Origin of the sequence: Gilvimarinus xylanilyticus (assembly GCF_024195295.1) — a bacterium.
GTDB classification, from domain to species: domain Bacteria; phylum Pseudomonadota; class Gammaproteobacteria; order Pseudomonadales; family Cellvibrionaceae; genus Gilvimarinus; species Gilvimarinus xylanilyticus.
Genome location: NZ_JAMFTH010000001.1, coordinates 1,504,058 through 1,524,247, shown reverse-complemented (window position 1 = coordinate 1,524,247; position 20,190 = coordinate 1,504,058). Strand labels below are relative to the sequence as shown.

General features: G+C 45.8%; 16 protein-coding genes. 12 read left to right on the top strand and 4 right to left on the bottom strand.

Going from position 1 to position 20,190, the window contains the following annotated elements; all coding sequences use genetic code 11:
* Window positions 1-207 precede the first annotated feature (207 nt).
* Genes M6D89_RS06630 through M6D89_RS06605 form a run of 6 tightly spaced genes read left to right on the top strand, consistent with a single transcriptional unit; the run spans window position 208 to window position 11,342 of the window.
* A complete protein-coding gene (locus M6D89_RS06630) occupies window positions 208-1,689 on the top strand; it encodes a type I restriction-modification system subunit M (RefSeq protein ID WP_253967234.1) in 1,482 nt (493 codons plus the stop codon).
* Window positions 1,689-3,161 carry a type I restriction-modification system subunit M gene (locus tag M6D89_RS06625; RefSeq protein ID WP_253967233.1) on the top strand — a complete coding sequence of 491 codons (1,473 nt, stop codon included), beginning with the start codon at window positions 1,689-1,691 and terminating at the stop codon, window positions 3,159-3,161. Before M6D89_RS06630 ends, M6D89_RS06625 begins: the two co-directional genes overlap by 1 nt.
* Window positions 3,161-4,381, top strand: a complete 1,221-nt coding sequence (locus tag M6D89_RS06620) for a restriction endonuclease subunit S (protein ID WP_253967232.1) — start codon at window positions 3,161-3,163, stop codon at window positions 4,379-4,381. Before M6D89_RS06625 ends, M6D89_RS06620 begins: the two co-directional genes overlap by 1 nt.
* 2 nt (window positions 4,382-4,383) lie before the next feature.
* Window positions 4,384-7,353, top strand: a complete 2,970-nt coding sequence (locus M6D89_RS06615) for a type I restriction endonuclease subunit R (RefSeq protein WP_253967231.1) — start codon at window positions 4,384-4,386, stop codon at window positions 7,351-7,353.
* 46 nt (window positions 7,354-7,399) lie between these two features.
* Window positions 7,400-8,215, top strand: coding sequence for a Hachiman antiphage defense system protein HamA (locus M6D89_RS06610; RefSeq protein WP_253967230.1), 816 nt, complete (start codon window positions 7,400-7,402; stop codon window positions 8,213-8,215).
* Complete coding sequence (locus tag M6D89_RS06605) at window positions 8,205-11,342, top strand: DEAD/DEAH box helicase (protein WP_253967229.1); 3,138 nt, start codon at window positions 8,205-8,207, stop codon at window positions 11,340-11,342. The genes M6D89_RS06610 and M6D89_RS06605 overlap by 11 nt, the downstream gene beginning before the upstream one ends.
* 20 nt (window positions 11,343-11,362) lie before the next feature.
* Here M6D89_RS06605 and M6D89_RS06600 read toward each other — a convergent pair whose 3' ends face one another.
* The 4 genes from M6D89_RS06600 to M6D89_RS06585 are packed head-to-tail and all read right to left on the bottom strand — an operon-like array spanning window position 11,363 to window position 13,706.
* On the bottom strand, window positions 11,363-11,575 hold the full coding sequence (locus tag M6D89_RS06600; RefSeq protein WP_253967228.1) for a hypothetical protein: 213 nt from the start codon (window positions 11,573-11,575) through the stop codon (window positions 11,363-11,365).
* A gap of 2 nt (window positions 11,576-11,577) precedes the next feature.
* Complete coding sequence (locus M6D89_RS06595; RefSeq protein WP_253967227.1) at window positions 11,578-12,696, bottom strand: helix-turn-helix domain-containing protein; 1,119 nt, start codon at window positions 12,694-12,696, stop codon at window positions 11,578-11,580.
* Window positions 12,686-13,294 (bottom strand): hypothetical protein, encoded by a 609-nt coding sequence (locus M6D89_RS06590; RefSeq protein ID WP_253967226.1) that lies wholly within the window; start codon window positions 13,292-13,294, stop codon window positions 12,686-12,688. The genes M6D89_RS06595 and M6D89_RS06590 overlap by 11 nt, the downstream gene beginning before the upstream one ends.
* Window positions 13,295-13,352: 58 nt before the next feature.
* On the bottom strand, window positions 13,353-13,706 hold the full coding sequence (locus M6D89_RS06585; RefSeq protein WP_253967225.1) for a hypothetical protein: 354 nt from the start codon (window positions 13,704-13,706) through the stop codon (window positions 13,353-13,355).
* A 142-nt stretch (window positions 13,707-13,848) separates the two neighbouring features.
* On the opposite strand from M6D89_RS06585, the gene M6D89_RS06580 reads away from it, so the two are divergent.
* From M6D89_RS06580 to galK, 6 genes are all read left to right on the top strand, one after another.
* Entirely contained in the window at window positions 13,849-14,361 is a 513-nt protein-coding gene (locus tag M6D89_RS06580; RefSeq protein WP_253967224.1) for an antirestriction protein ArdA, read from the top strand.
* 281 nt (window positions 14,362-14,642) lie between these two features.
* Window positions 14,643-15,416, top strand: coding sequence for a type IV toxin-antitoxin system AbiEi family antitoxin (locus M6D89_RS06575; RefSeq protein ID WP_256504460.1), 774 nt, complete (start codon window positions 14,643-14,645; stop codon window positions 15,414-15,416).
* Window positions 15,409-16,323, top strand: coding sequence for a nucleotidyl transferase AbiEii/AbiGii toxin family protein (locus M6D89_RS06570; RefSeq protein WP_253967223.1), 915 nt, complete (start codon window positions 15,409-15,411; stop codon window positions 16,321-16,323). The genes M6D89_RS06575 and M6D89_RS06570 overlap by 8 nt, the downstream gene beginning before the upstream one ends.
* A 619-nt stretch (window positions 16,324-16,942) precedes the next feature.
* Window positions 16,943-17,977 carry a UDP-glucose 4-epimerase GalE gene (gene galE, locus M6D89_RS06565; protein WP_253967222.1) on the top strand — a complete coding sequence of 345 codons (1,035 nt, stop codon included), beginning with the start codon at window positions 16,943-16,945 and terminating at the stop codon, window positions 17,975-17,977.
* 20 nt (window positions 17,978-17,997) lie between these two features.
* A complete protein-coding gene (locus M6D89_RS06560; RefSeq protein ID WP_253967221.1) occupies window positions 17,998-19,032 on the top strand; it encodes a UDP-glucose--hexose-1-phosphate uridylyltransferase in 1,035 nt (344 codons plus the stop codon).
* Window positions 19,032-20,180, top strand: coding sequence for a galactokinase (gene galK / locus M6D89_RS06555; RefSeq protein ID WP_253967220.1), 1,149 nt, complete (start codon window positions 19,032-19,034; stop codon window positions 20,178-20,180). Before M6D89_RS06560 ends, galK begins: the two co-directional genes overlap by 1 nt.
* The last annotated feature ends 10 nt before the right edge of the window (window positions 20,181-20,190 follow it).

The following is a 20,190-nucleotide window of genomic DNA, read 5'->3' as shown; positions in this document are numbered from 1 at the left end:
CGAGCTAAGGAAGCCGTAGTCCCGCACCCGGTTTTGGAGTGATGCCGCCTGCCAGCGCTTCCTTGGTTAAAGATTTAGCAATAACTGAATGTTTTGGGGCATTTTGAAGTCGACCTATTGGTAAGGAGAGGTTTATACAAGCCCCTTGCCAAAGCGAAATGGTTTTTAGGAAGTAAGACATTCTCAATAGAATGAATGGGACTAATAATGCTAGGTGAAAAATTAACCTTATCACAGCTAGAACAATACCTTTCAAAGGCAGCCTGGATACTCAAAGGGCCAGTTGATGCCTCAGATTTCAAGGTCTACATTTTCCCTTTGTTATTCTTCAAGCGGGTGTCCGATGTATATGATGAAGAATACCAATCAGCGCTAGAAGAATCCGATGGAGATGCTGAATATGCATCCTTGCCTGAAATGCATCGCTTTGAGATTCCAGAGGGCTGCCATTGGCGTGATGTTCGCGAAACCACCTCGAACGTGGGGCAGGCTATTGAACATGCCTTGCGCGGAATCGAAAAAGCGAACCAAGAATATCTCTACGGCATATTCGGTGATGCCCAATGGAGTAACAAAAATAAGCTGGCCGACAGCCTTCTAATCAACCTGATTGAGCATTTTTCGCAATACACATTAGGCAGAGAAAACGCGAACCCAGATATGCTGGGTAACGCCTATGAGTATTTGATCAAGCACTTTGCCGACCTAACCAACAAAAAGGCCGGAGAGTTCTACACCCCGCGATCCGTAGTGCATCTACTGGGCTTGATCCTTGATCCCCATGAAGGTGAAACAATCTACGACCCCGCCTGCGGAACAGGCGGAATGCTGTTGGAGTGCGTTGATCACCTCAAACATAATAATGAAGACTACCGAACGCTAAAGCTCTACGGTCAGGAAAGAAACCTAACGTCCAGCTCAATTGCTCGCATGAACATGTTCCTGCACGGTATTGAAGATTTCAAAATATTGCGGGGCGATACTCTCAGGCAGCCTGCCTTCTTCGAGGCTGATGGTCTTCAAACTTTCGATTGTGTCATAGCAAATCCCCCGTTCTCCCTCAAAGATTGGGGAGCCGAGAATTGGGCCAATGATCCATATGGGCGCAATATCGCTGGAGTTCCGCCACAAGGTAACGGCGATATGGCCTGGGTTCAGCACATGGTGAAATCCATGAACAGCACAGGAAGAATGACGGTCGTGCTGCCTCATGGAGCGCTATTTCGCAAAGGCGCTGAAGGCAAAATTCGTAAAGCCCTAATTGAGCATGATCTGCTAGAAGCCGTAATCGGCTTAGGCCCCAATGTGTTCTACGGAACACAACTGGCAGCATGTGTGATGGTATTCAAGCAAAACAAAGATGCAGAAAAAAAAGGTAAAGTTCTATTTATAGATGCCTCAGACCAAATACGTGTAGGCCGAGCCCAAAACTTTTTAGAGCCAACGCATGTTCAACAAATCCATGGATGGTATCAGGCGTTCGAGGATGTGGAGAGCTACGTAAAAGTGGCAACGCTTGAAAACCTATTAGAAAACGACTGCAACCTTAACATTCCGCTCTATGTCGAGAAAATTATTGAAGACAACTTGCCGAGCGTAGAAGAAGCCATGGCCGAACTGAAAGAGGCATGGGAAGCAAGTTTGAAAGCGGAAGAAAAGTTTAAAGCAGTATTGGAGAAGTTTATTTAATGTCGGCAAAAGAAATGGATCAAAAATCACTAGAAAAGTACCTCTGGGGCGCGGCCACGGCTTTGCGCGGTACTATCGACGCGGGTGATTACAAGCAATATATCTTTCCGCTGCTTTTCTTTAAGCGTATCTCCGATGTTTACGATGAAGAGTTTGAAAATGCTCTGGCAGAATCCGATGGGGATTTGGAATATGCAGCATTTGCCGAAAACCACCACTTCCAAATCCCGGAAGGCGCTCACTGGAAAGACGTGCGTGAAACAACGGTAAATGTGGGGCTGGCCCTGCAAAACGCAATGCGTGCCATTGAGAAAGCAAACCCAGACACGCTAGAAGGTATTTTCGGTGATGCAAGCTGGACAAACAAAGATCGCTTATCTGATGCAATGCTCACAAACCTGATCGAGCATTTTTCCCAGCACAAACTCAATTTGAGCAACGTGCCTGATGACAAGCTGGGCAATGCCTACGAATATCTTATCAAGGAATTTGCGGATGATAGCGGTCATACAGCCGCCGAGTTTTACACCAACCGAACCGTTGTAAAGCTGATGACCTTGATTATGGACCCGCAGCCGGGGGAGTCTGTTTACGACCCGACTTGTGGTTCTGGCGGCCTACTTTTGAATTGTGCCCTGCATTTGAAAGAAGAATGCAAAGAATACCGAACACTCAAGCTCTATGGCCAGGAGATAAACCTGATTACCTCGGCTATTGCCCGCATGAACATGTTTATGCATGGTATTGAAGAATTCGATATCGTGCGGGGGGATACATTAGCAAATCCAGGGTTTTTAGAAAATGATGAATTGAAGAAATTCAATGTTATTTTGGCTAATCCGCCGTACTCAATAAAATCTTGGGATAGAAAAGGATTTGAAAACGATCCCTATGGTCGAAATATCTGGGGAACTCCTCCGCAAGGCTGTGCAGACTATGCGTTTCAACAGCATATTCATAAAAGCTTGGATAAAAAAAATGGACGCTATGCCATTCTGTGGCCTCATGGAATTCTATTTCGGGACATGGAAGCGCAAATGCGGAGGAAAATGGTTGAGACCGATGAAATAGAGGCCGTGATAGGGCTGGGTGGAAATTTATTTTATAACTCTCCCATGGAGGCAATGATTTTAGTTGGAAATACCAACAAACCTAAGGAAAGAAAAGGTAAAGTCCTTTTTGTTAATGGCAAAGATGATGTCGTTAACAATAAAGGGCAGGCTTATCTAACGGCTGATCATATCAAGAAGTTGTACCATGCTTATGTGGATTTTACGGACATACCACATTTTGCACAAGTAGTTACTATTGACGAGATCATGGAGTTGGAAGGGAATATGAATATCAATTTTTACGTAAGCCAAGACAATTCCCAAAACAGCTCTGATTTTGAAAGCGTTTTCCAAAATTGGCTTGATGCTAGTGATAATCTAAAAAACTCCATGAATGCATTGTTCGAGGTAGGTGTTTAATGGAGGCTGCTCTAAAAAATCAAATTGGCGGGCTAAACTTGAATCGTTCTGATTGGCGGTTGGTGAAGTTTGGCGATGTTGCTATTCAACAAAAGAAAACAGTGGACCGCGAAAACACGGATTTGACACGTTACGTGAAGGGCGAGCATATGTATTCAGAAGATCTTCACTTACGGGAATGGGGAGAGCTACAAGATGAATATCTTGGGCCTGCATTTATTCGAAAGTTTGAGGAAGGTGATATTTTATACGGATCAAGGCGAACATATTTAAGAAAAGTTGCAATTGCTCCATTTGATGGAATAACGTCCAACACAACCTTTGTTGTTAAAGCAAATGAAGAATTGATTGATAGAGATTTATTGCCATTTATTATGCTTTCTGAGGGCTTCTCTCAACATTCCATTCGTAATTCTAAAGGATCAGTTAATCCTTATGTGAACTGGAAAGATTTGGCGAGCTATGAGTTCCTTTTGCCGCCAAAAGACTGGCACAAAGAAATCATAGAGATTTTTGCGGAAGCAGATCGATATAGAGAACTGACCAAAGTGGTTTGCGGGAAGGCTAAAAGTGTTTTGAGGACAATTCTCGAAGAGAAGGTAACTAATCTAAATGAAAAAGGGTTTTCCAGAGCTTGCTTGAGAGATCTGATCCAAATAAAACATGGATTTCCATTTAAAAGTGAATACTGGTCTGACGACGATGGTCAATTACCAATTGTCGTAACCATCGGCAACTATGATTATGAGGGTGGCTTTAGGTTTTTTGATACAAAGATAAAATGTTACTCTGGTGACTACCCTGAAGATTACAAGCTAAACCCCGGCGATCTACTTCTAGCTATGACTTGCCAAACACCCGGAGGTGAAATTTTAGGAATTCCGGGAATTATTGAAGATAAGGACAGACTTTATCTTCATAACCAACGAATGGGTAAAGTTGAAGTTATAAATAAAAATATAGTTACGTTGGAATATCTTTATTTGCTGTTTTTGACAGACGATTTTCGACGCTTTCTTTTCTCTTCAGCATCCGGGACTAAAGTGCTTCATACTTCACCCTCTAAGATTTCAGAGTACGAATTTTTCTTGCCTCCGCTTGCATATCAGCAGAGCGTTGTTAACGAATATAAACAGGTCGAAAAAGTAGTTCGAGGTGCGTTGAGTCTTGAAAATAACCAAGGTCATATGTTCAAAAGTTTAGTTAATCAGGTGTTTTAGGGATGGGGTTTACGGAATTAAATAGCGTCGAGTATTACATCATCAATCAATTGACGGGTGTAAATCTCAATCAGGGAAAGGTCGCTGAGACACCTTTGCAGCCCTACGGGACCGAGTGGCAATATCAAAATTCTGATCAGCTTGGCCGCGGCGTTAATGAAGTGATGGTTGAGTCGCAGGTGAAAGATGCGTTATTGCGACTCAATCCTGAAATTCAGGCTAAGCCTGAATTGGCTGATGAGGTCATCTACAAACTCCGCGCTATTTTAATTTCGGTTAATCAGATTGGCCTGGTAAAGGCCAATGAAGAATTCTTTTTGTGGCTGACAGGCGAGAAAACCATGCCTTTCGGCGAGAATAATCGCCATGTGCCTGTTCGCTTAATCGATTTCGGTAATCTCACAAACAATCAATACATCGTCACTAATCAGTTCCGTATCCACCACCGTGAGACCAAGATACCCGATGTGGTAATGATGATTAACGGGATTCCTGTTGTGATTGGCGAAGCGAAAACCCCCATCCGGCCTTCTGTGAGTTGGCTAGATGGCGCTAATGAAATTCACAATATCTATGAAAATGCAGTTCCTCAGCTATTTGTTCCGAATATCTTGTCTTTTGCTACCGAAGGTAAAGAGCTATATTACGGAGCTATACGTTGCCCATTAGAGTTTTGGGCTCCGTGGCGGCTAGAGAATGACGACGAGAAAATTGCCAAAAGCCTTGGTCTTGGCGGCGTAGGCAAAGAACTTAAAGACCTGCTCAGTCCGGCTCGCTTGCTCGACATTATGCGCAACTTCTCCTTGTTTACCAGCAATAGCAAGAAGCAGCGTATGAAGGTTATACCTCGCTTTCAACAGTACGAGGGAGCGAACAAGATCGTTCAACGCGTTGTTGAGGGCAAAATTAAAAAAGGTTTGATCTGGCACTTCCAAGGTTCAGGTAAATCATTGCTCATGGTCTTTGCTGCACAAAAACTCCGCCGCGAAGCCTCTCTTAAAAGCCCAACGGTTATTGTGCTGGTAGATAGAACCGACCTGGATACGCAAATTAGCGGCACTTTTAATGCTGCCGATATCGCCAATGTCGAAACCACCGAAAGCATTAAAGAGCTACAGCAAATGCTGGAGCGCGATACCCGCAAGATCATCATCTCGATGATCCATAAGTTCCGCGATGCAAAACCAGACATGAATACCCGCGACAATATCATTGTTCTAGTGGATGAGGCGCACCGAACCCAGGAAGGCGATCTTGGTCGCCAAATGCGGGCTGCATTACCCAATGCTTTCCTGTTCGGTTTAACCGGAACTCCAGTCAACAAGGCGGATAAAAATACATTCTGGGCTTTCGGCGCAGAGGAAGATCACGGCGGATATATGAGCCGCTATACCTTCCATGACTCTATTCGAGATGAAGCAACGCTGCCGCTGCATTTTGAGCCGCGCTTGGTCGATGTACACGTTGACAAAGACTCTCTGGATCAGGCTTTTGAGAACCTAAAAGAAAGCGCGGGCTTAACGGATGAAGAAGCCGATGCTTTAAACCAGAAATCCGCAAAGATGGCGGCCTTCCTCAAAGCGCCAGAGCGCGTTGAGAAAATCGTGAATGACATTGCCGTGCATTTTAAAGAGAAGGTTTTGCCCCACGGCTTCAAGGCAATGATAGTCACGTCTGATCGCCACGCTTGTGTTCAATACAAGGAAGAGCTGGATAAGCACTTTCCTGTCGAAGCTAGCAAGGTCGTCATTTCAACAACGGCTAACGACGATCTCGAATTCAAACAAAAATGGGCCGTTGATAAAAGCCAGCAGGAAAAGATCGTCGACGAATTTAATGATGCCACTTCAGAGCTTAAATTCATTATCGTTACCGCTAAGCTTTTGACGGGCTTTGACGCACCAATACTGCAAACGATGTATTTGGACAAATCCATAAAGGATCATACCTTGCTCCAGGCAATTTGCCGAACCAACCGCCTGTATCCGCACAAAACCTTTGGCAGGATTGTCGATTACTTTGGTGTGTTTGACGATGCAGCAAAAGCTCTTGAGTTTGATGAAAAAAGCCTACAACAAGTTATTACCAATCTTGCAGAGCTAGGGTCAAAACTCCCACAAGCAATGGCTGACGCTTTATCTCATTTTGAAGGCGTTGATCGTACCCTGGAAGGGTTTGAAGGATTAGAGGCTGCGCAGGATGCCATTAAGACAGACGAGAAGAAAGATGCTTTTGCAGCAGATTTCAAATATCTGGCCAAACTCTGGGAGTCGCTATCACCGGATAATATCCTCGATGCCTATAACGCAGATTACAAATGGCTCGCCCAGGTCTATGAATCCGTTAAGCCAGCTTCGGACAACATTGGCAAGTTGCTGTGGCTAACCTTGGGTGCCCAAACAACGCAGCTAATCCATGAAAACATTCATGTCGGTGGGGTTCATACCCTGGATGAGTTTGTCATGGATGCCGATGTTATCGAAGATATATTCAATAACCCCGATCCAAGAAAGACAACGCAACTAGAGAAGGCGTTAGCGAAACGTTTCAAAGATCGAACCGACTTGCCTGTATTCAAGTCGTTGAGCGAACGGCTTGAAACGCTCAGAGATAAGGCTGAAAAAGGGCTAATCGCCTCAATCGACTTTGTGAAAGAGCTTTGCAAAATTGCTAAGGAAACGCTTCAGGCTGAAAAAGAGCTTGAAGAAGCAAGGCAAGAGAAATCACCAAAAGCCGCACTCACTGAACTGTTTTTGGAGCTGAAAAGCGATCAAACGCCCGCAGTCGTCGAGCGCATAGTCAATGATATTGATGCCATTGTTCGCATAGTACGTTTCCCTGGCTGGCAGAATACCACTGGTGGTGAACGCGAAGTGCAAAAATCACTGCGTAAGACATTACTGAAATACAAGCTGCACACTGATCAGGATTTATTTGATCAGGCATACGCATATATTCGGGAATATTATTGATTCCTACGGGTAAAAACAAATAACACGGAAAGGCTTACGATTACACATGTCTTGGACAAAAGAACATCTTGCTTGGCTCCACGACACAGGTGAAGTAATCGCCATATCAACGGGTGAGAATGTTCCTGTTTATGAGTTTGCTTATGATGTCGCCAATGAGGAGGTTATGTCTCATTGGGCAAGGCATTTCAGAAATCATTATTGCGCTGATGCTGAAATAGAAATACTTAAGCCTGAAGGAATGACAAACTCCGAATATTTATTAAACCTGAAGTTCCCCGACGATTCTCCTGGCTTAGGGCCGAGCACGCGATCTGGTGACTTTTCAGAAATATTAGTCGCTGATTATTTGACGTTTCTTCACGATTACTATGTTCCAAGAACCCGTTACGACCGGAAGATAATTGGCAATGAGTCTTCCAAGGGCTCAGATGTTCTAGGCTTTAAGCAAAAGAACAAAATGCCATCTAACAAAGACGAGTTAATAATTTATGAGGTAAAAGCGCGCCTTTCTGAGAATAATGCCAGAAACACTTTGCAAACAGCAATTAATGACAGCTCAAAGGATGAAGCTAGACTTGCGGAATCGCTAAACGGCGCGAAGCAAAGGTTATACGATCAGAAAGATTTTGCGGGGATGGGTATTGTCTCAAGATTTCAACAAAATGTTGACCACCCATATAAAACAAAATTTGGAGCGGCAGCGGTTCTCACTGATAGCTCATGCTGCATAGAAACTTTGGCTGAAGCTTCTACTCAGGAACATTCATCTCGAACGCAGTTGGAAATGATTGTGATAAGAGGCCCTGTATTGATGTCTTTAGTACACAGCCTATACGAGAGGGCTGCTAATGAAGCTTGAAGCACCCTCAAAGAAAATGCTGGCAATTACGAAATCGAAAGCAAAGATGTATGAGTTTGCTGTTGATGAAGCATCTCACATAGAGCTACTTGTCGATCCCCGAAAATTATTGATTACGACTATTGGGATACTGGGCGACCTTTCTGCTATCGAAGCTCGTGAAGAACAACAGCTTGAAGAAACTGGTGAGCATGAAGAGTTAAAGTCTGAGCTTATATCTATTGGGCAGTATTTTGATGCTTTGATTCAGTCTCATCTGGCTGATGAGATGACTATTTATCTAAAGGTTATAGGTTCGGCGGCCTACTATTTAGCGAACATGCCTGGCAGCTCCATCGTTCTAGCCAAAAGTTTAGCCTATAACACAGAACTGCTCACTGACACTAATCTTGAGGGGATTTTGATATGGATATTAAAATTCAACTTCGAAGAAGATTGGTATCGCGTCGAAAAAACCTATTTAACTCAGGCAATAGATGATGTCGGCTATGCCACTCGAAATTTCTTTAGTTTAAGCGCTGATGCGCAGAGCTTTAGGCAGGCAATACAGGTATTAAGGCATGAAGTATACGAAAAAGGTTCTGATAGAGAGCTTTTGTTTGCCGATATTATTTCTTCTATCCTGCTAAGAAAAATCGAAAACTCGTCTATAAACTGTTTGCCGAAATATACACAAATCCACATAGAACAATGGACAAATATAATTACTAAGACGAAATTTGTTCAAGAGTTTTGGCCTGCTCAAAGGTTGCTGGGCGAGCAAGGAGTTTTGTCTGGTATATCTGCTGTTGTGCAAATGCCCACAAGTGCGGGAAAGACAAAATCGACAGAATTAATAATTCGAAGTTCTTTTTTGTCAGGGCGCTCTGACGTTGCTGTAATTGTAGCGCCATTCAGAGCCTTATGCAGGGAGATTACCGCTACATTTGAACAGGCATTCGAAGGTGAAGATGTAAATATCAATGAATTGCAAGATGTTCTGGATATTTCCGATAGTGATGACGAGCTTATAAGATTTTTAACCGGACAAACTGATCAGGATGGAACAGTTACCAAGTCTATAGTTGTTACCACACCGGAGAAACTTGTTTATCTTCTCAGGCATGAACCTGCTTTAGCAGACTCAATTGGCTTGCTTATTTTTGATGAAGGCCATCAGTTTGACACTGGAAGGAGAGGTGTCACCTATGAGCTATTGATGGCCTACCTAAAATCCCGCGTAGGTGACGAAGTCCAGAAGGTCTTGATCTCCGCAGTTATGGCTAACGCAAATTCTATTGGTGAATGGCTTAATGGAGAGGCCGGTATTGAGATTCAAGGAGCAGGATGTTTACCAGCAGTAAGAAGTACAGCCTTCGCAAGCTGGCAAACTGCAATGGGGCAACTCCAATATATCGATCAAGATCGTGAGGCCGATAGAGATTTTTTCGTTCCTAGGGTAATTGAGCAAATAAACCTCGGAACGAGGGGTCGAGAGAGGAAAGATCGGCTTTTCCCAGTCAAAAACGATAATCCCAGTGTCGCAGCTTATTTAGGGGTTAAGTTATGTCATCAAGGGCCTGTTGCAATCTTCTGCGGTATAAAGAGTACTGTCACGTCAATATGCGAGCTTTTAGTTGATTGCTACGACAGAGGGCTTATTTTACCATCGCCGAATACTTCTAGTGATCAAAGCGAATTGGACAAAATTGCGTACATTTCCAGTTTGCATTTTGGAGATGAGTTCATATTTACTCGTTCGATTTCCCTTGGGATATTGCCGCACAGTTCCAACATTCCGAATGGTATCCGTGTTTCTGTAGAGTGGGCAATGGAAGCCAATAAGTCAGTGTTGGTAGTGTGTACCTCAACTCTAGCCCAGGGTGTAAATCTTCCAATTAGGTACTTAGTTGTTTCAAGTACATTTCAAGCAGGGCAAGAAATCACCACACGAGACTTCCACAATCTCATCGGTCGTGCAGGCAGAGCTGGATACCATACCGAAGGGAGTGTCATTTTTGCGGATACAGATGTTTTTGATAAACGCAATAATTTTCGTGAAAGGTGGCGATGGCAAAGAGCTATGCATTTGCTCGATTTTACTAATGCGGAGGACTGCGCTAGTAGCCTACTGGATTTGATCTCGCCTTTTGATTTTGCAGAACTTAATGTTGATGTTATCCAGTTCATCGCAAACCCAAGCGGCTATAGGCAAAGCTGTATAGACGCAGGAAATCAAAACGCTATTGATATCAGTTCGCTACTGGATCAGATGGATTATAAAGAAGCTTTAATCGAAGCAATAGAAAGCTATTTTTTGTCCTATTTGAAAGACAATCCAGGTGCGCCTCAAACGTTCTTTGATGAGTTAGCCCAAGGAACATTGGCTTACTTTTTGTCAGACGACGATCAGAAACAACAACTACGGGCGGCATTTTCACTTGTCGCGAGTAGAGTTCTTTCTGTGCCCGAAGAAAAAAGGCGATTCTTCGGAAAATCGTTGCTGGGGTTGAAAAACCTATTTTTAATCGAAAATTGGCTTGATAAAAATTGGGACGAAATAGCACAAGCTCAAAGCTCGGATGAACTTCTTGTGATTTGCTGGCCGTTGCTATCTCAGATCAATAACAACAAGATGTTTCTCAAAATAAAGCCTGAAAACGTTATATTAGAGTTCGCAAAATTATGGATTTCAGGAAGTAGCTACGCTGATCTGCTTGGTCACTTGGATCAATCAGGCGCTTATTATCAAGCAGGGTCGCAGCAAAGAACTATTAAAATGGACCATGTAGTAGACTTGGCTGACGGTGCGCTTTCTTTTGATTCCATGTTATATGTCGGAGCAATAGCTGATGTTGGCGAGGGTAAAGGATTAGACGATGATGTATTGGAGCTTCTTAGGATCTTGCAAACACGCCTAAAACTTGGGCTGTCAAATAGCCTTGAAATGTGGCTCTATTCTCGTGGTTACGTGGATAGAGAGGTCTGTAAAAAGCTCGCTTCTGCCCTTCACGGTGAGGGCGTTGATTTTGATGCTTTCGACTTTGCTATCTTAGACACGCATAAACAGTTAGTCAGTTCGTGTTTAGCCGATTTTCCGACGTATTTTAGTAGAAACAGACAAGAGCAGGAAGAAGATGCAGGTTAAACGCACATTCATTAGCTGTATTAGCCCAGATTATTGTTATCACGTCCGTCGGGGTTAGACACTGGTGTTTTCACGCCATTTATATTTCGAACATGGTAATTCTGATAGTTACCACGTTCGATTTCTTTAACGAACTTAGCACGCGTCATATCGTTTCCGTTGTAATTGTCATGAAATTTTTGGTTTCTGCCAGTATTGGATTCACTGGTTACGGTTACGCGTTTTCTGGACATTTTTATCTCCTGAATAAAGGTTCAATATTACTTTCAGATTCACTGGCAGGAATTGGAATTCCTGTGATTGTTGACAGCATCGCTGGTTCGATATGAAGACTATCGGAAATTTTAAAAAAATTAATCCCAAGCTCCTCATTCAAAAGCTCGATAGAGCTTTTAAGTAATTCTGGTTGCTCCATATCGATTTGATCATCATAGCGCTCGACTTTCGTTTGCCCTGTTTTACTAAGTCTGACATTAGCTGCTCTATAGTCTTGAGAAGAGATTAATTTCAAAAAATGGGCGCGATAAATAATGGCCCTTAAACTCATACCCCATCTCATTTTTAGTTTGTACAGAGGTTTCCACGATGCTTCCCGATTGGGTGAAAAGTTTCGTGGAAACTCGTCTAGAAATGCTGAGCGGGGAAAAATAAAGGCGCTTGCAAATCTGTCTGCTTCAGATTCTGTAACATTATCGCCTGTCTCTATACCATTGTGTAAAACGAAATGCCCGCACTCATGCGCAAGATCAAAGCGAAGTCTGCATGGACTCTCTTTTGCGTCATTTCGGATGATGATTGGTCGTTTACGGCTCAGTGAGAGTGCATCCACTTTGTCAGAAACACCGGAGAAAGTGGTAATCACTACGCCAGCTTGCTCTAAAACGTTGGTGATATTGTCTATTGGATTATCTAAGCCTAACCCCCAATGCGTACGGCAATTTTCGGCAGCTACTTCAATTTCAATGTTACTATAGCTATCTGCGTCATTTGAAAGATCAGGTACGTCTGGTTCAGGAAATTCGATATATCCAGAAAGAAACTCCACAAGCACTTCAAAAATGCTGCTATACGAGCAAACACGGTTTGCCAGTCCTACAGGGGTGGTTTTTCTCTTCCTGAAGTGACATTGCTCAAACTTCACATCGTTATCGAGCGGTTCATAGAAAAAGCCTTTTTGCACCAGCAGTGTTTCACATAGCGCGTAAAGCATATCGTCTGGTGGTTGTCTGGTATCGCCTTCAAGTTGATGAATAAACTGACGTGATGCAGTAACGGCATCTCCAAGCTCTTTTAGGGTCATACCGTTTAGCAATCTGGCTAAACGCAATTTTTCACCGTAAAACTTATTTATCATTCTCGTTTTTATCTTCTTTTTTGCTAACAAGTTTCAATTTTGCTTTTGCTGGCGGCACTTTAACGGCTTGTGGCTTGCCTTTGTTAACGTCGCTCATAACCGGAACTTGATCACTTAGAGGAATTTCCCATTTGCAGATTATTTCTTTGAGTTCGTTATAACCAACAAAATAAGCATGTTCTACTGGCGTGTCGTAGGGGGTATCGATAATAAGAAACCAGCGGATATGGGCATAATCATTGACATGCTCGAACATACACATTTGTTCATAGCCTTCCTGGGAAGGGATGATCTTTCTATCTGGCAAATTCTTGGGATCGTTTCGGGAGAAGCGCACAGGCACGCCATCTATAGCAAACGTAAAGCGCCCATCGTTTGTAATAATTGATAGCCACGGCCAATCCCCGTCATCATCCTTGAACGTAATACGGGATCGGCAACATTCATAGGCTCGCATACCGAGTGACAACCGTGTATCGCCAAGCTCTGGTTCGTGCCTGTCGATCACTTCTCCCCTAACTTGGACTAATAATTGTGCTAATTGCTGGATATACTCTTTTTTTAGTTGGGGAGCTAGCTGCCACGGTTCGTCATGCATCGATATATGCCTTTGCTGATCTTAACTGCTGGTATGATTGCGCAAAATATAATATTTGTCAAGCAGGTATAGAAAAATCCAGCAAAATATTGGCGGTCAAGCCCAGAGGACAGAAATCAAGGGTTTGGGCCCTTGATACGAGTTCACCCTGAATATTCTTAATGCTCGCCAGGGCGTTTCTGCGCTGATGGCTGCCAAGCTCGCTTTTGGCCAGTTCGTTGAAGGTGGCGCGCATTGTTGCTTTTAAGGAGGTTAGTTTCTGGTAAGCGGTTTCGCTGGCCCATCGATAATGGGCTGGTGGCTTATTGCCTGTGCAGCTTGATCTCGATTGGTCAATCGAGCCTGTTCGTATTAGAGGAGAATTTACGGGGCATTGCATCCCCTCAAAATCAAGAAAAATGACGGTTTCCATCTGGCGCCTTGCTGGTTGGACCCTCCGTAATTTTTCTTGATTTTTTCACCCCCGCCGAGTCGGCCTCTGTCGCCAGAGGTTCATGAGCGGCGCGTTTAGCGCTTCTCAGAAACCTCAACAGCGAATTTTAAGGGGCAAGACCATGAGCGAAGACATCAAGATTTACGTATCCGACCTGGCCGCATACAACAACGGTATTCACTACGGCGCCTGGATTGATGCCACGCAGGATCTAGATAATATACAAAATCAAGTAAGCGAATTACTTGCCTGCAGCCCGGTGGCTGATGCGGAAGAGTATGCCATTCACGATTATGAAGGCTATGGCAGTTACACAATTTCTCAGTACACCAGCTTAAAAGAAGCGCACGACGTTGCCGTGTTTATTGAAGAACATGGCGAGGTTGGGGCGGAAGTGCTGAACATATACACGGATATTGAGGAGGCGCATACGGTAATTGAGGAGAATTATGCCGGCCGCTATTCCAGTGTTGCCGACTTTGCTGCCGAGCTGACAGAAGAAAGTGGCGATATTCCAGAACGCCTGGCGCCCTACATAGATTACGCCCGCATGGCTTACGATTTAGAAGTGGGCGGTGACATTTTCACCATCGAAACCGGCTTTGAAGAAGTTCATATTTTCTGGAACCGTTAACAGTAGTGGCCTCTGCGCTGGCAGGGGCCTATTTTTTCGGGCTTTTGGGGCTCAGCGGCCTTCGGCCATTACGCTCATGCTTCGCTCGTCTTGCTTCCTGTTGTCGCCAAGGCTGAGCCCCAAAAGTACCATTGATCCCGTTGGTCACAATGGTGGTATATGAGGCGGCAAAGCCGCTCTTGGTTTAAAAAATCCTCCATTTAGGTACTTAAAGTACCCAAAAAATGATAAATATAAACCTTTTGGTTGATCTGGTTTAAAAAGTGGGCTAATTTGGTACTATGAGTACCGAAAACGAGTCAAAATTAAACCATTTGCTTAGCACTCAGCCTTTGGGCGTCGTGCTCTCTTCGGCGTGGCTTGCTGATCAGGGTTATAGCCTCGATTTGCAGAAGCGCTATAAGCGCAGCCTGTGGTTTGACTCTATCGGTACCGGGGCACTTATACGCCATGGTGACCAGGTGGACTATTTGGGCGGCATCTATGCCTTACAGGCCCAGCTAGGTCTCTCCATACATCCAGCCGCCAAAACGGCGCTCTCCATACAGGGCAAGGCACATTATTTAGAGCTGGCTACCAAGTCTGTACAGCTATTTGGTGGTACCGAAGACAGTTTGCCGCTGTGGTTTAAAAAGCGGGATTGGGGCGTGAGCGTGGCTTGTAAACTGACGTCGTTTCTATCGCCTGATATTGGCTTGGTCGAAATAGGGCACAAGAGTTTCAAGGTAAAGGTATCAAGCCCCGCTCGAGCCATCATGGAGTGCTTATACCTGGCTCCTAAGTCTCAACCGCTTTTGGAAGTGTTTGAGTTGATGGAAGGGCTAAACAATCTACGGCCAGCCAGCGTTCAGACCCTGCTGGAAGGCTGTACTTCCGTAAAGGTAAAGCGCTTGTTTTTGTATTTGGCGGATAAGGCGGGCCATGAATGGCTAAGCCATATCAACTTGGATAAGATCGACTTGGGCTCCGGCAAGCGCGCTATCGTGAATGACGGTGTTTATGTTTCGAAGTATCAGATAACCGTACCCAAAGAGCTGGTGAACATAAATGAATGAAGCCTATAAAAGGCAAGTGGGGCTCTTGCTGGATGTCTTGCCCGAGGTTGCCAAAGAGGCGTGTTTTGCCATGCATGGTGGTACGGCAATCAACCTTTTTGTGCGAAATATGCCGAGGCTGTCAGTCGATATCGACTTAACCTATGTTGAAATTGCCGAGCGTAATGAAACGCTGGAAGGCATTAATTCGGCCTTGCTAAGGATTAAATCGCGTATCGAGGCACTGCGTCCATCAATACGAGCTCAGCATAAAGAAAATGTCTGTAAGCTACAGCTTGATGAGCGCGGTGTACTTATTAAAATTGAGGTGAATATGGTAGGGCGGGGCTTGCTAGGCGAGCCAAATAGAGCGCCCCTTTGCGAGTCTGCCCAAGAGCAGTTCGATGCGTTTTGTAGCATGCCGTTGGTGCCGTTGGCACAGCTATATGGCGGAAAATTATGCGCTGCACTTGATAGACAGCATCCGAGAGATTTATTTGATGTGAAGCTCTTGTTCGAAAATGAGGGGCTAGACAATAAAGCCCTTACTGAAGAGATCAAGCAAGGGTTTATTCTGGGATTAGTGAGCAGTAATCGCCCGACCCACGAAATGCTTGTTCCAAACCTGCAGGATCAGCGTGCGGCTTTTGAAAGTCAATTCCAAGGCATGAGCGAGATTGAGTTTAGCTACGACGACTACGAGGCCACGAGACTCCAGCTCATCGACGTGGTCAGGGGTAGTTTGAACGAAGAGGATAAAACCTTTTTGTTGAGCCTTAATCGCTTAAGGCCGGATTGGTCAATCTACGACTATCAAAAATTTCCCTCGGTGAAATGGAAGCTCCTTAACCTGGAAAAATTCAAGAAAAGTAATCCAGAAGCTTATGCGCAGCAGCTGAATGAGTTGGAAAACTTTCTGAAATCGTAATATTTGGCCTGCTGCTTTTTGAGTGATTGGTGGGCAAGATTCTAAACCGTCCAATTCACTATCTGAAAATTGTAGCTGAGACTTCACTCTATCGGGCCAAACCCGCTTACTTTTCGTGCAATCTGGCAACTTGCCGACCTCAGAATCATCCGATCCTTACTTGGCAAATCGGCAAAATGAAGAATGTGAAATAGCATGAAATACACTGAAATTTCAGCGCCATGCAAATAAAAAAGTGTAGGTGAAAGTGTAGGTTTTCTCTGAAAAATCAGTAAGTTATTGATTTTATTGGGGCGGCCGCCGATGCATCATCGGGGTGTGGCTGGATGAGTCGGTTTTGGCTGGCATATAAAACGTCTTTGTCGAGGTCCGGTGAATAAGGCGGCCTATTTTACGTCAATCATTCCGTTACTCAAAAGTTTGCGCAAAATGAAATGGTCTCACTGTGGTTGATGCCGGCGGTGAATCTTACCGCAAGCGATCATATTCGGAGTTTTTGAGCGGTTTGATTGTTCAATCAAGGTTTGTAACCCTTTGTCCGCAGTACGGATTTAAACGGGTATAATTCCGGCGAGCTAAATTTTTGGTTTGGTTGTTCTGTGTACAATGTGGAGCTTTTATGGCTACAAATGGAAATGTTCTGGTAACCGGCGGCGCCGGTTATATCGGCAGTCACGTCTGTGTGGAGTTGATTAACGCGGGTTTTACGCCAGTGGTGGTGGATAATCTGTGCAACAGCAACCGCGAGGTGATGGACCGGGTAGAGACAATTACAGGCACGCGGCCCGAGTTGCACCTAGTGGATATTCGCGATCGCGCGGCGCTGGATGAAGTCTTCCACAATTGCAGCGTGGATGCAGTCATGCACTTTGCGGGCCTCAAAGCAGTGGGTGAATCGAGCACTATCCCCTTGTCTTACTATCAAAATAACGTCGCCGGTTCGCTGACTTTATTTGAGGCAATGGCGGCGCACGATGTGTGGAAGGTGATTTTTAGCTCCTCGGCTACAGTCTACGGCGACCCGGCCAGTGTGCCTATCGATGAAAGCTTTCCGATCAGTGCCACCAACCCCTACGGCCGCACTAAATTAATGGTGGAAGAAATTCTGCGGGATATGTCCCGCGCGCCGGATGCCCAATGGAATACTACGCTACTGCGCTATTTCAATCCTGTTGGGGCCCATGAATCCGGTTTAATTGGAGAAGATCCCCTGGGAATTCCCAACAACCTGGTCCCCTATATTGCTCAGGTGGCGGTGGGTAAACTGCCCGCGCTACAAGTGTTTGGCGACGATTACAATACCGCCGATGGCACCGGAGTGCGTGATTATATCCACGTGGTGGATTTAGCCCGCGGCCATGTGGCCGCTTTGCAAAAGCAGCTTACGCAAAGTTCTGGCTGCCGGGTTTATAACCTGGGCACTGGCAATGGCTACTCGGTGCTTGAGGTGGTAGATGCCTTTGCCAAAGCTTGCGGTAAAGAAATTCCCTATAAAGTCGCGCCGCGGCGCGCCGGCGATATTGCCCGCTGCTATGCCAAGACTGATTTGGCCCAGCAGGAGCTGGGCTGGAAAGCCGAGTTTGGTATTGAGCGCATGATGCAAGACACCTGGCGCTGGCAAAGTCAAAACCCCAATGGCTACCGCCCGGGTTAAACAAAAATATTGAGACAGTTATGACGGTATTAAATGATAAAAGCCACCGCCGCTATAATCCATTGTTGGGTGAGTGGATTTTGGTTTCTCCCCATCGCGGTAAACGGCCCTGGCAGGGCCAGCAAGAGGCGCCGCAAACCAATCACAGCGTCAGCTACGATGAGAAATGTTATTTGTGCCCCGGCAATACCCGTATTACCGGCGATGTAAATCCCAACTACACCGGCACCTTTGTGTTTCCAAACGATTTTCCGGCCCTGCAGGCTGATAACGACAACGATAGCTCAGATGACGAACTGTTTCGCTACCAGTCAGCCAAAGGTGAGGCTCGGGTAATTTGTTTTTCACCGGATCACAGTAAAAGCCTGCCGCAGCTGTCGGAGGCGGATATCGGCGGAGTCATCGATACCTGGCGCGAGCAAATGAACGAGCTGGGCCAGCGCTACCAATGGGTACAGGTATTTGAGAATAAAGGCTCTGTCATGGGATGTTCTAACCCGCATCCCCACGGCCAGGTTTGGGCGCAAAATTCACTGCCCACCGAGGCAGAAAAAATAGACCGCAACTTGCGCGATTACTTTCAGCGCAACGATAGTAATTTATTGTTGGACTATGTTGAGCGTGAAGTGGAAAACGCCGAGCGCATTGTCGAGCTAAACGACGATTGGGCGGTACTCGTGCCATTTTGGGCTTGCTGGCCGTTCGAGGTGCTACTGCTGCCGCGTTTTGCGGCGAAAAGCTTTGCCGATGTTAGCCCGGTGCAGCAAAAAAACTTGGCCCGCATTCTTAAACGCGCCCTAACGCGATACGATAATTTATTTCAGTGCAGTTTTCCCTACTCTATGGGATGGCGCGCCGCGCCTTTTAGTGGCGATGCCAATGATCACTGGCAGCTGCACGCGAGCTTTTTTCCGCCGCTTTTACGCAGTGCCAGTGTTAAAAAATTTATGGTGGGGTATGAGATGTTGGCCGAGGCGCAGCGCGACATTACCCCCGAGCAGGCCGCCGAACGACTGCGAGCCTGTAGCATTCAGCACTACCTGGAAAACCAATAATGACAATCAAAGATTCTATAGCCGCACGTTTTAGCACGCATTTTCAGCGTTCGGCGAGCAATATTTTTTTCGCCCCTGGGCGGGTTAATCTGATCGGCGAACATACCGATTACAACGACGGTTTTGTGTTTCCCTGTGCGCTCGAGTTTGGCACGTATATGGCCGTTGCGCGTCGCGATGATGCGGTTATCAGAGTGTGTGCCGGCAACTTTGATAACGACATAAACGAGTGGCAGCTGGGCGATAATATTGTGACTGACCCGGGCTGTCTGTGGTCGAATTATCTGCGTGGGGTCAGCGCGATTTTGCTGCAACAGGGGCACACCCTTGGCGGGCTGGATATTTATGTCGAAGGCAATGTGCCGCGCGGTGCGGGGCTCAGCTCGTCGGCGTCCTTGTCGGTGGCTTTTGCCAAGGCGCTGAGTGAGCTTAACGGTTTGGGATTGTCGGTCAGTGATGTCGCACGGGTGGCGCAGAGCGCCGAAAACGATTACGCCGGTTGCAGTTGCGGCATTATGGACCAGCTGGCTTCGGCAGGCGGACAAGAAGGGCACGCACTGTTGCTGGATTGTCGCGATCTATTGTTTGATTTAGTTCCCATCCCTGAGCACCTGGATATTATGATTATCGATTCGCGAGTCGAGCGCAACCTGGTGGGCAGTGAGTACAACGACCGCCGCGCCGACTGTGAGCGTGCGGCAAAAACGTTAGGCGTTGCCACATTGCGAGAAACGAACCTGCAAACTCTGGAGTCGCAGCGCAATCAATTGGACGAGTTGGCGTATCGCCGAGCCCGCCATGTGCTGAGCGAAAATGAACGCACCCAGCGCTGCGCCCAGGCCCTTAAAAATAATGATATGGCGGTGGTCTACCAAACCATGCACGAGTCGCATATCTCTATGCGCGATGATTTTGAGAATACCGTGCCCGCCATTGATTTTATTGTCGAGACTGTAGATGCAATGCTCGAACTTGACGGCGGTGTGCGAATGACCGGCGGCGGCTTTGGTGGCTGTGTGGTGGCCTTGGTACCGCAAAGCAAAGCGGCCGCAATCGAGGCCGAGGTTAACTCCCAATATCGCGAGCACTATGACAAAGATCCCGCTATCTACCACTGTCAGGCTCGCGCCGGAGCCCGGTGTTTGTAAAGGTTAATTT

Excerpts from the sequence above, each read along its gene's own strand:
- M6D89_RS06625 (WP_253967233.1), top strand. The coding sequence starts at position 1,689 with ATGTCGGCAAAAGAAATGGATCAAAAATCACTAGAAAAGTACCTCTGG.
- M6D89_RS06560 (WP_253967221.1), top strand. The coding sequence starts at position 17,998 with ATGACGGTATTAAATGATAAAAGCCACCGCCGCTATAATCCATTGTTG.
- galK (WP_253967220.1), top strand. The coding sequence starts at position 19,032 with ATGACAATCAAAGATTCTATAGCCGCACGTTTTAGCACGCATTTTCAG.
- M6D89_RS06605 (WP_253967229.1), top strand. The coding sequence starts at position 8,205 with ATGAAGCTTGAAGCACCCTCAAAGAAAATGCTGGCAATTACGAAATCG.
- M6D89_RS06585 (WP_253967225.1), bottom strand. The coding sequence starts at position 13,706 with ATGGAAACCGTCATTTTTCTTGATTTTGAGGGGATGCAATGCCCCGTA.
- M6D89_RS06575 (WP_256504460.1), top strand. The coding sequence starts at position 14,643 with ATGAGTACCGAAAACGAGTCAAAATTAAACCATTTGCTTAGCACTCAG.
- M6D89_RS06580 (WP_253967224.1), top strand. The coding sequence starts at position 13,849 with ATGAGCGAAGACATCAAGATTTACGTATCCGACCTGGCCGCATACAAC.
- M6D89_RS06590 (WP_253967226.1), bottom strand. The coding sequence starts at position 13,294 with ATGCATGACGAACCGTGGCAGCTAGCTCCCCAACTAAAAAAAGAGTAT.
- M6D89_RS06570 (WP_253967223.1), top strand. The coding sequence starts at position 15,409 with ATGAATGAAGCCTATAAAAGGCAAGTGGGGCTCTTGCTGGATGTCTTG.
- M6D89_RS06610 (WP_253967230.1), top strand. The coding sequence starts at position 7,400 with ATGTCTTGGACAAAAGAACATCTTGCTTGGCTCCACGACACAGGTGAA.
- M6D89_RS06620 (WP_253967232.1), top strand. The coding sequence starts at position 3,161 with ATGGAGGCTGCTCTAAAAAATCAAATTGGCGGGCTAAACTTGAATCGT.
- M6D89_RS06595 (WP_253967227.1), bottom strand. The coding sequence starts at position 12,696 with ATGATAAATAAGTTTTACGGTGAAAAATTGCGTTTAGCCAGATTGCTA.
- M6D89_RS06615 (WP_253967231.1), top strand. The coding sequence starts at position 4,384 with ATGGGGTTTACGGAATTAAATAGCGTCGAGTATTACATCATCAATCAA.
- M6D89_RS06600 (WP_253967228.1), bottom strand. The coding sequence starts at position 11,575 with ATGTCCAGAAAACGCGTAACCGTAACCAGTGAATCCAATACTGGCAGA.
- galE (WP_253967222.1), top strand. The coding sequence starts at position 16,943 with ATGGCTACAAATGGAAATGTTCTGGTAACCGGCGGCGCCGGTTATATC.
- M6D89_RS06630 (WP_253967234.1), top strand. The coding sequence starts at position 208 with ATGCTAGGTGAAAAATTAACCTTATCACAGCTAGAACAATACCTTTCA.